Below are 15,565 nucleotides of genomic sequence, written 5' to 3'. Positions count from 1 at the left end.
CTTGACCGTCCGCTGGCTGGCGATGGTCGGAGAATATATCGCAGACAGAGCTGGGCGCATTCGCTCGGGCGTCGAGGAAGAGCGCCGGACGCCGCCAACGCCGAACTTCGTTTCAGCAGCGCCCCGAGTGCATGAAAGCGTCCCCGCCCCCTCTGCGCCGACGTCGAGCCGGCCGCGGACGCAAAAAAAGGCTGCAACGCCGCCTGCGTCTACGTCTGCGGGCGAGGCGCCCACCCAGCGCAAGGCGACGCCTGCACGTTCGCCACGCGCGTCCGCCGGTCTCCCGCCGCTCGATCTGCTGCGTGCAGATGCAGGCGTTTACAACAATCGGGATGTGAAACAAATCGAACAATTGATCGTAGACACGCTGGAAGACTTCAACGTGCCGGTGCGCGTTGTTCACGTCGAGAGCGGGCCGACGGTGACGCAGTTCGGCGTGGAGCCGCTCTACGTCGAAAGCGCGGGGCAGAAGCGCAAGGTGCGCGTCAGCCGCATCGTCAGCCTGGCCGACGACCTGGCGCTGGCGCTGGCGGCGCCGGCCGTGCGCATCGAAGCGCCGGTGCCCGGCCGGCCCTACGTCGGCATCGAAGTGCCCAACCCGGACAAATCGCTGGTCAGCCTGCGCGGCATCCTGGAAAGTCCAGAACTGCGCAAAGGCGGTGCACTGGCGTTGCCGTTGGGTCGCAACACCGCCGGCGCGCCGGTTGTGCTCGACCTGACCCGAGCGCCGCACATTCTGATCGCCGGCGCAACCGGATCGGGCAAGTCGGTCTGCATCAACGCCATCGTCACCGGCCTGCTGATGCAGCATGGCCCGGAGACGCTGCGCTTCGTGATGGTCGATCCGAAGATGGTCGAGTTGCCCGGCTACAACGGCATTCCACACCTCTACGGCAAAGTCATCACCGATGTCGAGCAGGTGATGGGTGCGCTCACGTGGCTGTTGTTGCAGATGGACGACCGCTACCGCCTCTTTCGCGACGTCGGCGTGCGCAACATCGACGCGTACAACGCCGCTGTGCGCAGGCAGAAGGACGGTCAGCCCTTGCCGTACATCGTCTTAATCATCGATGAACTCGCCGACCTGATGATGACCGCCGCCGAGGACATCGAACGACAGATCTGCCGGCTGGCGCAGATGGCGCGCGCCACCGGCATCCATCTCATCCTGGCGACGCAGCGCCCCAGCACCGACGTCATCACCGGGCTGATCAAGGCGAATTTTCCGACGCGCATCGCCTTCGCCGTCACCAGCCAAGTGGACAGCCGCGTCATTCTCGACAGCCCAGGCGCCGAGCGGCTATTAGGACGCGGAGACATGCTGCTGATGCGCTCCGATGCGGGCAAACTTCAGCGCGTGCAGGGCTGCTTCGTCACCGATGAAGAGATCGCCAACGTGGTGCGTTTCTGGAAGGAAGCCGGCGGAGGCGCGACGCAGCCTGTTTCTGCACCGTGGGCCGGCATCTTAGACCAGCTCGACAACCGCGATGAACTGCTCCAGGACGCCATCGACGCCATCCGCGGCATGCGCACGTGCAGCGCAAGCATGCTCCAGCGCAAGCTCAACATCGGCTATCCGAAAGCTGCGCGCCTGATGGAAGAGTTGGAAAAACTCGGCGTCGTTGGCCCCGATCTGGGCGCAGGCCGCGGACGCGAAGTGCTGTTGCGTGACGAAGAGGATGATGAAAATGATGCGTGATCGTGAGATAGATGGTGCGTGTTGCGTAGAGATGCTGGGGGAAGTTCTTTGCGTCTTTGGGCGACTTTGCGATGACGCACAAAACGCAATCAACGCAGCGATGGAATTTGGAGACGATCCTTGCAACGCATTCTGACCGCTGAACAAGACCAGATTTTACGGCGCGAGCGCAGCGTGCTGGAGGACCTGCGCGTGCTGCTTGCACGGCTGGGAGCGACGGACGACGACGTGCAACTGCTGAAGCGCTCGCGCGAGCAGCTCGATGAACTCTTTCTGCTGGTGATCGTGGGGGAATTCAACGCCGGCAAGACGGCGTTCCTCAACGCGCTGTTGGGCGAGCGGCTGCTGCCCGAAGGCGTGCTGCCCACCACCAGCCAAATTCAGGTGCTGCGCTACGGCGAACGCAAGAGCGAAGAGACAACCGGCGACGAGACGGTGGTGATCCTTCTGCCCGTAGACTGGCTGCAGGAGATCAACCTGGTGGACACGCCGGGCACCAACGCCGTCATCCAACGTCACCAAGAGATCACCGAACACTTCATCCCGCGCAGCGACCTGGTGCTCTTCGTCACCAGCGCAGAACGGCCCTTCAGCGAGAGCGAGCGGCAATTGCTGCAACGCATCCGCGAGTGGGGCAAGAAGATCGTTCTCGTCATCAACAAGATCGACCTGATCGAGCGCGAGGAGGAGCTTGAACAGATTATCGATTTCGTTGCGCGCAACAGCGCCGAATTGTTGGGAACAGCCCCGCGCATCTTTCCCATCAGCGCACGGCTGGCGCTCAACGCCAAGGAGCAGGCGCGCCAGAATGGACGAAGGCTCGAAGAAAACGACCTCTGGCGACGCAGCCGCTTCGGGGCGCTCGAACAGTATATTCGCTCCTCCCTCGACGCGGGTGAGCGTTTGCGCCTCAAGCTGGAGAATCCTCTCGGCGTCGCCGAACGCCTTTGCAACCAGTATCAAGGCGTGATCGAAAATCGCCGCGCCGTGCTCAAGGACGACTTTGCGGCGCTCGACCGCATCGAAACACAGCTGGAAGCGCATGAGGCCGACATGCGCCGCGACTTCAAGTATCACCTGAGCCACGTCGACAACGTGTTGTACGCCATGGCCGAGCGCGGAGACCGCTTTTTCGACGAAACCCTGCGCCTCGGTCGCGTCTTCGACCTCATCAACGGGGAAAAGGTGCGCGCCGAGTTCGAGCGCGTGGTCGTGGCGGACACCTCGCGTGCGGTCGAACAGCAGGTGAGCGACCTGATCGACTGGATGGTGGATCGCGATTACCGACAGTGGCGCGACGTGATGGAGTATCTCCAGGCGCGCGCGGCGCACCACGCCGATCAGATCGTGGGGAGGGTGGGAAGCAGCTTTGAGATGAATCGCCAGACCTTGCTCGCCAGCGTCGGCCGCGAGGCGCAGCGCATCGTCGATTCCTACGACCCGCAGACCGAGTCGCTCAAGCTGGCGCAGCAGGTGCAAAGCGCGCTGGTGCAGACCGCCGCCGTCGAGGCGGGCGCGCTGGGGCTGGGCGCCATCCTGGTGACGCTGCTCCACACCACGCTGCTCGACGTGACCGGCCTGCTCGGCGCCGGCGCGCTGGCCGCGCTGGGCTTTTACGTGCTGCCCTACCGTCGCAACCGCCTGAAACAGGAGCTGCGCAGCGCCATCAACGACCTGCGCAATCAGTTGAACGAGGCGCTGACGCGGCAGTTCGAGCGCGAGCTGACCGACGGCCTCCAGCGCATGCGCGAGGCGATCGCACCGTACACGCGCTTCGTGCGCGTCGAACGGGAGAAGCTCGAACGCACCAGCGACGAGCTGGAGCGCCTGCGCCGGGAGCTCGCCGAGCTGCGCAAGGCTGCTGCGAAGGCGTTGCGCTGAAAGAGATTCAATGCGAAGGCGCAAAAGGAAACAAGAATTTGTGCATATTTGACAATATTTTCATTACTTTTTGCTTCTCCAGAAAACCATGCCCGCTCGGAAATAGACGCTGGCCATGACGGAACTCATCACCTTGATGCCGCTCGACCCAACGCTGCACGTCGAGGCGTTGCAGGCGGTCTACGCCGTGACGCCCGGCTACTGGCGGCTCTACAAATTGGAGGCGCCGCCTCCTGACCACGCCAGGAGGGAGCTGGCCGCCGTCCAGGAGACGCCGGGGCGCTCGTTGCTTGGCATTTTGCGCCGCATCGATCGCAACGATCCCTCGGCAGGCGCAGAGCTGATCGGCGCCCTTGACCTGCGGCTCCACTGGCCGGAAGATGGAACCGCTTATATCGGCTCGCTGATCGTGGCGGAGCCTTTGCAGCGCCAGGGCGTCGGCAGCCAGGCGTGGGCGCTGCTCAAGCCGTGGCTGGCGGCCTCCGCCGGCGTCAAGACCGTGCGCGTCGGCGTCGAGCAGTTCAACATCCCCTGCCTCAAATTCTGGGAGGCGCAGGGCTTCACCCTCACCGGCGAGAGCAGCCGCGTGCGCGTCGGCGACCGCTTCGTGCGCGTGCTCTACATGACGCTTTCGCTCGCAACCGAATAGTCTCCCCCGAAATTGTCCAATCTTTGCAAAACTTATATCCAAGTTTGTAAGCGCTCGTACTGCATGCGCCAGGACACTGCGTCATACTTCACGGTCATGAAGCGTTGGCAAAAGGTGTTGCTTGCAGCAGTAGGTTCACTGACATTGGCTCTGGCTTTTGGACCTTTCTTGATCCCCGTTCCGCCGCTGGCCGGGCTCCAGGAAGCAAAAGCGCTGGCGGAGCGGGACAGCCGCTTCATACGCGTTCCGCTCGGCAGCGACGACCTGGAAGTGCATTACAAAGAACTAGGGACGGGTGAGCCGACCCTGATTTTGCTCCACGGCTTCGGCGCCAGCGTCTTCTCCTGGCGCGAGATCATGGCTCCCCTGGCCGCAGCCCATCGCGTCATCGCTTTCGACCGCCCCGCCTTTGGCCTGACCGAGCGGCCGCTGCGCGGCGAGTGGGGGACGCCGGCCGATTGGGCGCGTGGACTGCCCTACAGTGCAGAGGCGCAGGCCGACCTCACCGTGAATTTGATGGATGCGCTCGGTGTAGAAAAGGCGGTGCTGGTCGGCAATTCGGCCGGCGGCGCCATCGCCATCCTCACGGCGCTAAAATATCCGCAGCGCGTGCAGGCGCTGGTGCTGATCAGCCCGGCGGTGTACAGCGGGGGGCCGAACGCATTCGTGCAGTGGCTGCTGCGCACGCCGCAGATGCAACACATCGGCCCGCTCATTGCGCGACGCATTCAGGACTGGGGCATTGATTTCGCCCGCTCCGCCTGGCATGACCCGCAGCGCATCACCGACGAGATTTGGGCGGGCTACACGGCGCCGTTGCAGATCAAAAACTGGGATCGGGCGCTCTGGGAGCTGACGAGCGCCAGCCGGGCGAACAACCTGCCCGCCCAACTCGACCGCCTGACGCTGCCGGTGCTGGTGATCACAGGCGACGACGACCGCATCGTGCCGACGGAGCAGAGCGTGCGCCTGGCGCAAGCGCTGCCGCACGCCAGCCTGGCGGTCATTCCGGCGTGCGGCCATGTGGCGCATGAAGAATGCCCGGAGGCCACGTTGACGGCCATTGAACAGTTTCTGGCTTCGCTCAATTAAACATCTCCGCTTGCCACAGCCAGAGGACGCGTCAAGGCGCTTTCGAGAGTGATGCGCCTTGAGACTCTGCGCAGTGCAGCGGCAATCGCAAAGGAAGAAAAGCGTGACGAACTCACTGGACCGCATTTTCATTAAGGACCTGCTGGTGCGCGGGATCGTCGGCATCAAGCCCGACGAGCGCGCCAACCGCCAGGACATTCTGATCAACGTCACCTTGTGGGCGGACACACGCAAGGCCGGCGTCAGCGACGCCATCGAGGACGCCGTCAACTATCGCACGGCGGCCAAGGCCATGATCGCCCACGTCGAATCGGCTGCGCCGCAGCTCGTCGAAAAGCTGGCCGCCGACCTGATGCGCATCTGCTTCGAGACCGACCCGCGCATCGAGGCGGTCGAGCTGACCGTCGAAAAGCCGGGCGCCGTGCGCTTTTCTCGCTCCGTCGGGCTGACGATTTACCGGACGCGCGCAGAAGTGATGGGCGCGGCGCCCTCGAAGGAGTGAAGCATATGGAGGTCCTGATCACCCTGGGCAGCAACATCGACCGCGAGCGCAACATCCAACGCGCGCTGGCCGAGCTGGAGCGCCACCCGCGCCTGCGCGTGCTGGCCGTCAGCCCGGTCTACGTCACGCCTGCGCTCGGCGCCGACGGGCAACCATCCGGCCAGGCGGACTTTGCCAACGCTGCGGTTCGCGCCGAGACCGACCTGGAGCCGGCAGCGCTGCGTCAGGCGCTGCGCGCCATCGAGTCCACCATGGGGCGCGTGCGCACGCAGGACAAGTTCGCGCCGCGGCCCATCGACCTGGACTTAGCGTTCTATGGCCGGGAAATTATCGAAACAGAGGGCAGGCCGCTGCCAGACCCAGACGTGTTGCGCTTCGCCCACGTCGCCGTCCCGCTGGCCGACGTTGCGGGCGAATGGGTGCACCCCCAGACGGGCCAGACGCTGGCCGAAATTGCAGCCGCCTTGACGAATCAGAAAGTGGAGGCAACCAGATGAACAACAAAGATCTGCCTCGATCGAGCAAATTGAACATCACCTTGAATGGAGGCTCTATGGATATTCGCAATTCAAACGGATTCAACGGCAACGGATTTGGGAGCAACGGTCATAACGGTCATCATAGCGCCGTACGCCACAGCAACGGAGCTCCCAGCGTCGCCGCACCCGCACAAGACGCACGCTCGCCGCGACGCTTTTACGACGCCGACTTCGTTGTGACGGAAGCCTATCGCGCCTCGCTGCCGGACCTGCAGAACGGCCCCGCCTCGCTGATCCAGGGCAGCGCCGTGGCGATTCAACAGGTGGGCATCCACAACTTTCGGCTGCCGCTGCGCTATGCGGCTCGAGACGGCCAGCCGCTGACGCTGGAGACCTCGGTGACCGGCACGGTTTCGCTTGAAGCGCACAAAAAGGGCATCAACATGTCGCGCGTGATGCGCACCTTTTACGAGTATAAAGACGAAATCTTCGACCTCGACCTGCTCGAGGCGATCTTGCAGGACTATCGCCGCTCGTTGGGCAGCCTGGAAGCGTATCTCATCCTGCGCTTCAACTATCCGATGCTCAACGAGTCATTGCGCTCCGGCCTGCTCGGCTACCAGTACTATCAGGTGGCGCTCGAAGCGCGCATGAACCGCTACGGCGCTGTGCGCAAGCTGATCCACTTCGATTTCGTGTACGCCTCGACCTGCCCGTGCAGCTATGAGTTATCGCAGCACGCCATCCTGGAGCGGGGGATCGCCGCCGTGCCGCATAGCCAACGCTCGGTGGCGCGCGTCAGCGTGGAGCTCAACGATTTCCTGTGGATCGAAGACCTGCGCGACCTCTGCCTGGATGCACTCAAAACGGAAACGCAGGTGATGGTCAAGCGCGAGGATGAGCAGGCCTTCGCCGAGCTGAACGCCGCCTATCTCAAGTTCGTCGAAGACGCCGTGCGGCTGCTTCACGAAAAGCTCGACCCCGACCCGCGCATCAAGGACTTCAAAATCGTGGCGTCGCATCAAGAGTCGCTGCACAGCCATGACGCCGTGAGCGTGCTGGTCAAGGGCATTCCCGGCGGCTTCACGCCGGAAGTCGATCCCAGCGTCTTCGCAACGCTGATTCACCGCTGAAAGTGTCTGGGGCTGCCTGAGCATCCGGGGAGAACAGAAAGGGCGAAGCATGGCTACAGCGTTGATTTTCGGCGCCAGCGGCGGCATCGGTCGCGCGCTGGCGCAACAGTTGCGAGCGAAAGGATGGACGGTGGGCGCCGTGAGCCGCCATCCCCACGACCTGGCGGATCTCACCGAATTTCGCTACGAGGCGGACGTCGCCGACGAGTTTGCGGTGCAGCGCGCCATCTACTCCGCCGCCCAAGAGCTGCCTGCCATCGACCTCTGGGTGTACGCAGTCGGCGACATTCTTTCCAGCCCGGTGGCGGAGATGAAGCCGGAGGCGTGGAAGCGCATCTTAGACGCCAACCTGACCGGCGCTTATCTGGCGACTCACTACAGCTTGCCTCTGCTGGCCGATCAGGCGCACCTGATGTATCTCGGCGCGTACAGTGAGAAATTGCGGCTGCCCGGCCTCTCCGCCTACGCCGCCGCCAAGGCCGGGCTGGAGGCGTTTGCGGCCACGCTGGCCAAAGAGCAGCGCAAACTGCGCGTCACCGTCGTGCGGCCCGGCGCAGTGGACACGTCGTTGTGGAATAAGACGCCTATGCGTCCGCCGCGCAACGCGCTCACGCCGGAAGCCCTGGCGGAGCGGATTTTGGCCGCCCACGAAGCCGGCGCTTCCGGCGTATTGGATTTATAGTTGAATTTGTAGGCTCAACTTGGCTGCGTCAACGCCTGCGCCACCTTCTCCAGCCTGCTGCGCGCCTCCTCCGCCACCGGTCGCAGCGCCGGATTGTCAAGGAAGGCGACCATAGACATCGGGTCGGTGAGCGTCACGACCGCGCCGCCCGCCTCGTCTTCATACACGATCACGTTGCAGGGCAACAGCAGACCAACTTCCGGCGCAGTCGTCAGCGCCCGATGCGCCAGCGGCGGATTGCACGCCCCCAGAATTTTATACTTTTTGAAATCGACGTTCAGCTTTTGCTTGAGCGTGGCCTGGACGTCGATCTCGGTCAAAACCCCAAAGCCCTGCTCCTTGAGCGCAGCCGTCGCCCGCTCAATGGCCTCCTCATAGGAGGCGTCGAGGCGCACCTGAATGCCGAGTTGCGTTGTCGTCGTCATAAGCGGATTCTCCTTCTGCAAAGTCCACGGGTCGATTGCGGTAAAGTATCGCGCAGCCTTTGCTCCAGGCGCGCCCTCAAATCGCTTATGACAGACATAACCTTTTTCTGATAGCAGACCCGTACGACCCTTTGTCTGTCGCCCTCTGCTTCAATTACTGTCCGTACACGTGCGTGTAACGATAGTGCAGTTTCGCCACCAACTCGTCGGGGATCGGCTCCGGCTTGCCGATCTGCAAGGCCAGCCAGACGGTCGCCGCCACATCTTCGACCATGACGGCGGCCTTGAGCGCGGCCTGCGCCGTCGGCCCCACGGTGAAGACGCCGTGATTCTTCAACAGCACCGCCGGCGAGGAGCCGATCGACTCAACCACCACTCGGCCGATCTCTTCGCCGCCGATGAGCGCAAAGCCGCCGCACGGGATCGGCCCGCCGAACTCGTCGGCCTGCGCCGTCAGATAGACGGGGATCGACATGCCGCAGGCGGCGAAGGCGGTGGCGTAGCGAGAATGAGTGTGCACGATGCCGTTGACGTCGGGGCGATGGCGGTAAATGTACAGGTGGCTGGCCGTGTCGGAAGAGGGCTTCAGATTGCCCTCGACGACGTTGCCTTCCAGATCGACGACCACCATGTGCTCGGGCCGCAGCTCCTCGTAGCGCACGCCTGAGGGCTTGATCACCACCAGGCCGGACTCCGGATCGCGCGCGCTGATGTTGCCGCTCGTCCAGGTCACCAGATGTTGTTTGGGCAGCTCCAGATGGAGCCAGTGCAATTCTTCTTTGAGCGCCTCTAACATGATCCATTCCTCGAAGCAATCGAAACACAAAGCAAGTCCAAACGTCACGCCGAAGGCGATGACCTACGCTTGCGCGCGTCGGTCATCGCCTCCGCTCGGATGCTCCGGCGTGGATGTATTGCCAAGACTTCGCGCATCGCCAAAGCTACGCTTCCAAGATCGCCGGCCGCGCAATGCTTCGCCCGTTGACGGAAACCTCCTGCATCGGCCAGCCTTCGATGGCGGTGAGCACCTCGACGCCGCTTTCGGTCACCAAAATCGTGTCCTCGGACTTGACGCCGGCGATCGAGGGGTTCCAGGCGTAGACCTGACCCGCCGTCACCACCTGGGCGGCGCCCGGCGTGGCGATCAGCTCACGCGGTTCGTAGGCCGCCGGACCGCCCTGATGATGATATTGCCACTCGTCGGTGAAGCCGGTCGCCGAGTAGGCGGCCTGTCCATCGGCGAAGACGTCGCCCAGCGTGCGGCCGGGCTGCGTGCCGAGGATGAAGGCGGCGTCGATCTGCGCCACGGCGTCCGCCTTGACGCGCAACGAATCCGGGAGCTTGCCGAAGCGCACCAGCCGCGTGATCGAGCAGACCAACCCGTCGCGGCGGCCACAGAGCACGAGCATGGCGTAGTCGTTCAGGCGCTTGTCGGTCGGCAGCGGGTGGCGGAACTTGAAGATGCGCTCGTCGGTGGCGATCAAGTTGACGATGGCCTGCGCCCCGCGGCGCTCGGTCTCGTAGGCGAGCTGCGCCGCGATCTCGTACTCGCTCATGCCCGGTGCGATCGAGCGAATGGCGGCGTTCATCGCCTCGGCGCAGATCCTGCCCAACGCCCGGAAGCGCTCATGCTCTTCCGGCAACAGCAGCGAACGTTGCCACGCGATAGCGTCGGACAGGTCTACGGCGCCGCTCATGGCGAAGTCCGCGCCGACGCGCCTGCCGGCCGTAAGCCGCGCCACCGTGTCGTCGGCCTTCCACCAGGGGGCCACGCGCAGCTTCCAGCCCGCCGCTGCCAGCCCTTCTTCCTGATCGAGCCGCGGGGCCTCGATCGTGTTCGTCACCACGAACTGTTCATCCGGCGTAATCACCAGCGTGGCGATGCCGTCCGTCGACGCCGTGTTGACGTAGGAGCGATGGCCGGCGGTCGCCCAGGCGAAGCTGCTCACCCGCCGCAACACCAGTGCGTCGATCTCCTGGGTGCGCATAAAGGCGCGAATCTGCGCCAGTCGTTCTTCTTGCAATCCCATAGCCAGACTCCTTTGCGGCATGTGAAAATCTGATACAAGGTGTACGGCCTGCGCTTTCCCGATTTTCGGCCATGCGCAGGCGCTGCTCGCAACTGCACTGTTCCGGCTTCCCCACGAGCTTGCGAGGCCGCCGGGCGCATGCGGAGATCGGGCGGCTGCGCCGCCCCCGATCTCCGCGCTTTCCGTTCATCCTTTGTGCCAGTAGGTGGACCAGCCCATGTATTTGTTGAGCGCCTCGTGCACAGCCGCGGCCACCTGCGAGAGGTTCATGGCGACGTGGTGCTCAAAGCCATTTTCGCAGATGTAGTGCAACAGCTCCTGGAGCCTGGGGACGCGCACGACGCCGTAGCCGCCGAAGGTCTTGATCGGGTCATTGGTCAGCTCGCCCTCGCCGACGTAGGCGACGATGCGTCCGTTGAGGTCGTCGGTCGAGACGCGCAGATAGGTGAACGGCTCCGCCTTGACGCGACCGACGATCGTGCCGAAGGTGTTCTCTTTGCCCACGGAGCCGGCGATAATCTCCTGGAAGTCCATCACGGCGATGTCGTCGGCCCGGATCAAGCCGCCCGCAGCCTGCACGTCCTTCTCCTCCACAAAGATGCTCTTGGGCAGGTTGGAGCAGTGGAAGATGATGGCCTTGTCGGGATCGTCGCCGTAGTTGTTGTTCCAGTCCACGATGGCGCTCGGCTTGCCGGAGGCGAAGGCCAATGCCATCATGGCCACGGTGCCGGCGATGTCGGTCTCACAGGCGGAAGGCATGAGGCTGTCGCTCATGATGCTCATCAACGTGCAGGGCACCACGCCGTAATACTCCTCCATCGCCGTCCAACACTGAACGGCGCTGGCGGTCAGCTCCGTCTCCTTCATCCATTCATCGACGACGGCGCCGAACTTGGCCATGCGCAACAGCGACTCCTGCGGCACGCCGGCGGTCTGCACATAGCGCTCGATCTGCGCCAGCTTCTCCTTGACGATGCTCGCCTCGTTGTCGAGCCGCTGGATGCGGCCAAAGACCTCGGAGAGGTCGAGCGTCTCCACGGAGATGCCGCTGCGCTCCAGAAGCTTCTCGCTGAAGCGCACGGTGTTGAAGGCGGCCGGGCGCGCGCCGATCACGCCGATGCGGGCGTTCTTGAAGCCGCGCACGATGCGGCAGACGCCGGCGAAGCGCGCCAGGTCCTGCCGGAAGGAGTCGCTCTCCGGATCGACGGTGTGAAGCGTGGTCAGCGAATATTTGATGCCATATTGACGAAGGTTGTTGCAGGCGGACATCTTGCCGCAGAAGGAGTCGCGACGGTCGGCCACGGTCATCTTGTTGGGGTCGTCGGGAAACGCCTGGATCAACACCGGCACATTGAGCCCCGACCAGCGGAGCGCGTCGGCGATGGTGCGCTCTTCGCCGAAGTTGGGCAGGGTGACGAGCACGCCGTCGATCTCATCGCGGTGGCGCTTGAAGAGATCGGCGCATTTGTGGGCGTCCGCGTGGGTGACGACGCTGCCGTAGAGCGTCTCCTCCGGCGAAAGCGCAATCACGCGGAAGCCTTCCTCTTCCAGCACCTTGAGGATGGTCTTGCGGCCGCTTTCGGCCAGATGCGCCGGGAAGAACCCGCGATTGCCGACGATCAGACCCAGCGTGACAGGTTGCGTTGCGGATTTCATAGTTGTGTCCTCCTCAAATTCATAGAAGTTGTGGATGAAGCGACAAAGAGAAAAGCATCGGCGCAGCGTGCGCCACGATCGTCTCTTAGGATGAATTCAAAGACCTGTTCTGGATGAAGCTGTGTTAAACCGATAGTTAAAACGTTTTAAGCAACAACATCTTATCACCAAGCAGACCGTCTGTCAACGCATGACGGCATTGCGAATGCTAGAAGTTTTCACGCTTTCAACAAAGAAGAAAGGGCGCATCGACGAGTCGAACGGCAGGGTGACGAGGCGCATTCAGAAACTCCAGCCAAGAGGACCGGCTATGGCGACTTCAGCCAAAGGCACATCCATCAATTATTTCATAGCAAAGACGAGCGGCCTCGAGAAATTGCTCAGCTTGCCGACCGAAAAGCGCAGCGTTTTAACGGCGCTCCCTCCTGAACAGATGAAAGCGCTCGTCGCCCGCTGCAGCGAAAGCCAACTCAGCGAGCTGACCACTCAAATGTTGACCTCAGGAACGCCCCCAGAACGAATTGCAGAAGAAGCCGCCGACGACTGCCTATGGGAAAATTCTCAGATGATGACACTGGCCTCGCCCTCCACAACACCATCGACAGAGGGTGGCCCGAACCCAACGCCTTCTCCCATCCCACCGCCTCCCACTGCTCCATTCAACCCCTGGAGTCTGCCAAACCAATGGCCTATCCTGGCCTTTGTGCTGGCCGGCCTGGCGCTGGAGGTTGCCTTCGTTGGACGCAAGCTGGCGCTCCACGACCGAAAAGGGCGACGAATCGATCAAGACGATGAAGACAAGACAAACCCTGAATGACGCTGCAACGCCGGATATGCGGGTGCGCGCTCGATGACGGCAGCGCCGCAGCCATGAATGGATTCCCGGCGATTGCAAAGAACCGCCCGCCTATGCTTCAATATCATCGAGTCATCGATGTGTTGAAAGCTTTACAGCGGCGTCACCGGTTCAACTTTCCATCCGGGCAGCCGAGGTTGGCGCTGCGTCACGTCAGGAGCGACGTCACAAAAATTATGTCAATCAGCGTCTTCGACCTTTTCAAAATCGGCATCGGCCCTTCCAGCTCGCACACCGTCGGCCCGATGAAGGCGGCGAAACGGTTTGCGCTGCGGCTCCGGCGCGATGGGTTGCTGCCCAGGGTCGCCGCAGTGCGCACCGAGCTCTTCGGCTCGCTCGGTGCGACGGGCAAGGGACACGGCGCCGACAAGGCGGTGATGCTCGGCCTGTTGGGCGAGGAGCCGGAGACCGTCGACGTCAACGCCATCCCCGCGCGCATCGAGGCCGTGCGGGCGACGCAGCGGCTTTTGCTCCTGGGAGAGCAGCCGATTTCCTTCGTCGAAAAGCAGCACATTCTCTTCCGGCGCAGCGCGCTGCCCTTCCACCCCAACGGCATGACCTTCGCTGCGCTGGACGCCGGCGGCGCCTTTCTCGACGCAGCGACTTACTATTCGGTGGGCGGCGGCTTTGTCGTGGACGAGAGCGCAATCGGCCACGACCGCATCAAGGAGGATGACACGCCGCTCCCCTATCCCTTCGACAGCGCAGAGGAGCTGCTGGCGCTCTGCGCGGCGCACAACCTGAGCATCAGCCAGCTCATGCTGGAAAACGAAAAAGCGTGGCGCAGCGAAGCGGAAATTCGCGCCGGCCTGCTGCGCATCTGGGACGTGATGCAGGCGTGCGTGCAGCGGGGAATCACGACGGAGGGCGTCCTGCCCGGCGGCATGAAGGTGCGACGTCGCGCCGCCGAGCTGTATCGCAAGCTGGTCGAGCGGCCGGAGGCCAATCTGCAAGATCCGCTCAACGTGATGGACTGGGTCAACGTTTACGCCATCGCCGTCAACGAGGAAAACGCAGCGGGCGGCCGCGTCGTCACTGCGCCCACCAACGGCGCGGCCGGCGTCATCCCGGCGGTGTTGCACTATTACATGCGCTTCGTGCCCGGCGCCAACGAAGACGGCGTCATCCGCTTTCTGCTCACGGCGGGCGCCATCGGGACGCTTTACAAAAAGAACGCCAGCATCTCCGGCGCCGACGTCGGCTGCCAGGGGGAGGTCGGCGTGGCCTGTTCGATGGCGGCGGCCGGGCTGGCCGAAGTGCGCGGCGGCTCGCCCGCCCAGGTGGAGAACGCCGCCGAGATCGGCATGGAGCACAACCTGGGGTTGACCTGCGACCCGGTGGGCGGGCTGGTGCAAATCCCCTGCATCGAGCGCAACGCCATGGGCGCGGTGAAAGCGATCAACGCCGCGCGCATCGCCCTGCACGGGGACGGCAAACATTACGTCTCGCTCGACAAGGTGATCAAGACCATGCGCGAGACCGGCGCCGACATGAAGACGAAGTACAAAGAGACGGCGCGCGGCGGCCTCGCAGTGAACGTCATCGAGTGCTGAAATCGGCTACGCCATCACGTTCGTCAGCCGTCCCAACCCCTCCACTTCGACCGTCACCTCGTCTCCGGCGCGCAGCCACACCTTTTCGGCCATGCCCAGAATCACCCCTTCGGGCGTGCCGGTGCAGATGACGTCGCCCGGCTCCAGGGTGAAGTGTTGGCTGATGTAGCTGACAATCTCCGCCACGCTGAAGATCATATCCGCCGTGTTGGAATTCTGGCGCAGCTCGCCGTTGACCCAGCACTTGAGAGACAGATTTTGCGGATCGCGCACCTCGTCCGCAGTGACCAGATAGGGGCCGAGCGGGAGAAACTTGTCGAGCGTCTTGCCGAGCAGCCATTGGCTGGTGCGGGTTTGCAGGTCGCGTGCGCTGAGGTCGTTGGCCGTGCAATAGCCGAAAATACATCCCAACGCCTCCTCGACGGACACATTGCGGGCGCGGCGCCCAAGGACCACCGCCAGCTCCACCTCATAGTCATACTGGTGTGCGGTCGGCGGCAGGGGAATCGCCTCGCGGTGCGCGGCCAGGCTGTTGTTGAATTTGGAGAAGAGCACCGGCGTCGAAGGCACAGGCAGCCCCGACTCGGCGGCGTGGCGGCGGTAGTTCAAACCGACGCAGATGATCTTGCCCGGGTGGGTGAGCGCAGGGGCGAAGCGCAGCGTCGTTTCGTCGAGCAGGCGCAACGCATGGGCCGCCGGATCGGCGACCGCGTGGTCGATGGCTCTCTGCAACGAGTGAAACGCCTCCGGCTGGGCGATCAGGGTCTCCATGGAAAGAGCGGGAAACCCGATGGCGCTGCAGTCGATGACGCCGGCGTCGGTCGCCACGCCGACGCGCACGGCGCCGGCGTCGGGAGTGATCCAGTTCAAGAGTTTCATGGCTCTTTTCTCAACGCGCAATCGATGATTCGTAATGATTTTGGAATGG

15 protein-coding genes are annotated in these 15,565 nt (G+C 63.3%); 10 read left to right on the top strand and 5 right to left on the bottom strand.

The genetic code is table 11. The features are described from left to right. The 8 genes from Q0367_RS09820 to Q0367_RS09785 form a co-directional block, all read left to right on the top strand. Positions 1-1,699: DNA translocase FtsK (locus tag Q0367_RS09820; RefSeq protein ID WP_298981951.1), on the top strand; the 1,699-nt coding region annotated here is incomplete at its 5' end. Positions 1,700-1,819: 120 nt separating this feature from the next. Beyond that, complete coding sequence (locus Q0367_RS09815) at positions 1,820-3,580, top strand: dynamin family protein (RefSeq protein ID WP_298981949.1); 1,761 nt, start codon at positions 1,820-1,822, stop codon at positions 3,578-3,580. A 115-nt stretch (positions 3,581-3,695) separates the two neighbouring features. Then, positions 3,696-4,229 carry a GNAT family N-acetyltransferase gene (locus Q0367_RS09810; protein ID WP_298981946.1) on the top strand — a complete coding sequence of 178 codons (534 nt, stop codon included), beginning with the start codon at positions 3,696-3,698 and terminating at the stop codon, positions 4,227-4,229. A gap of 168 nt (positions 4,230-4,397) precedes the next feature. Continuing rightward, positions 4,398-5,321 carry an alpha/beta fold hydrolase gene (locus Q0367_RS09805; protein ID WP_298981944.1) on the top strand — a complete coding sequence of 308 codons (924 nt, stop codon included), beginning with the start codon at positions 4,398-4,400 and terminating at the stop codon, positions 5,319-5,321. 103 nt (positions 5,322-5,424) lie between these two features. Beyond that, complete coding sequence (folB, locus tag Q0367_RS09800; protein ID WP_298981942.1) at positions 5,425-5,823, top strand: dihydroneopterin aldolase; 399 nt, start codon at positions 5,425-5,427, stop codon at positions 5,821-5,823. A gap of 5 nt (positions 5,824-5,828) precedes the next feature. Further along, the gene (folK, locus tag Q0367_RS09795; protein WP_298981940.1) at positions 5,829-6,320 is read left to right on the top strand and encodes a 2-amino-4-hydroxy-6-hydroxymethyldihydropteridine diphosphokinase; all 492 of its coding nucleotides are present in this window, start codon (positions 5,829-5,831) and stop codon (positions 6,318-6,320) included. Positions 6,321-6,376: 56 nt separating this feature from the next. Continuing rightward, on the top strand, positions 6,377-7,435 hold the full coding sequence (folE2, locus tag Q0367_RS09790) for a GTP cyclohydrolase FolE2 (RefSeq protein ID WP_298981938.1): 1,059 nt from the start codon (positions 6,377-6,379) through the stop codon (positions 7,433-7,435). Between the two features lie 49 nt (positions 7,436-7,484). Continuing rightward, positions 7,485-8,117, top strand: a complete 633-nt coding sequence (locus Q0367_RS09785; protein WP_298981936.1) for an SDR family NAD(P)-dependent oxidoreductase — start codon at positions 7,485-7,487, stop codon at positions 8,115-8,117. Between the two features lie 14 nt (positions 8,118-8,131). On the opposite strand, the gene Q0367_RS09780 is transcribed toward Q0367_RS09785, so the two are convergent. The 4 genes from Q0367_RS09780 to Q0367_RS09765 form a co-directional block, all read right to left on the bottom strand. Continuing rightward, entirely contained in the window at positions 8,132-8,542 is a 411-nt protein-coding gene (locus Q0367_RS09780) for a DUF302 domain-containing protein (protein ID WP_298981934.1), read from the bottom strand. A 154-nt stretch (positions 8,543-8,696) separates the two neighbouring features. Beyond that, positions 8,697-9,338, bottom strand: coding sequence for an L-ribulose-5-phosphate 4-epimerase (locus Q0367_RS09775; RefSeq protein WP_297634800.1), 642 nt, complete (start codon positions 9,336-9,338; stop codon positions 8,697-8,699). Positions 9,339-9,483: 145 nt separating this feature from the next. Then, the gene (locus Q0367_RS09770; RefSeq protein WP_297634803.1) at positions 9,484-10,572 is read right to left on the bottom strand and encodes a Xaa-Pro peptidase family protein; all 1,089 of its coding nucleotides are present in this window, start codon (positions 10,570-10,572) and stop codon (positions 9,484-9,486) included. A gap of 186 nt (positions 10,573-10,758) precedes the next feature. Next, positions 10,759-12,228 carry an L-fucose/L-arabinose isomerase family protein gene (locus Q0367_RS09765; protein ID WP_298981931.1) on the bottom strand — a complete coding sequence of 490 codons (1,470 nt, stop codon included), beginning with the start codon at positions 12,226-12,228 and terminating at the stop codon, positions 10,759-10,761. A 310-nt stretch (positions 12,229-12,538) separates the two neighbouring features. Between Q0367_RS09765 and Q0367_RS09760 the strand changes: the two genes are divergently transcribed. Continuing rightward, positions 12,539-13,045 (top strand): hypothetical protein, encoded by a 507-nt coding sequence (locus tag Q0367_RS09760; RefSeq protein WP_298981929.1) that lies wholly within the window; start codon positions 12,539-12,541, stop codon positions 13,043-13,045. Between the two features lie 215 nt (positions 13,046-13,260). After that, positions 13,261-14,637 carry an L-serine ammonia-lyase gene (locus Q0367_RS09755; protein ID WP_333889692.1) on the top strand — a complete coding sequence of 459 codons (1,377 nt, stop codon included), beginning with the start codon at positions 13,261-13,263 and terminating at the stop codon, positions 14,635-14,637. Positions 14,638-14,643: 6 nt separating this feature from the next. Here the strand turns inward: Q0367_RS09755 and Q0367_RS09750 are convergent, their stop codons facing one another. Then, positions 14,644-15,516, bottom strand: a complete 873-nt coding sequence (locus Q0367_RS09750) for a fumarylacetoacetate hydrolase family protein (RefSeq protein WP_298981924.1) — start codon at positions 15,514-15,516, stop codon at positions 14,644-14,646. Between the last annotated feature and the right edge of the window lie 49 nt (positions 15,517-15,565).

Origin of the sequence: uncultured Caldilinea sp., from assembly GCF_937128415.1 — a bacterium.
Taxonomy (GTDB): domain Bacteria; phylum Chloroflexota; class Anaerolineae; order Caldilineales; family Caldilineaceae; genus Caldilinea.
This window is presented reverse-complemented; position numbering and strand designations above follow the sequence as displayed.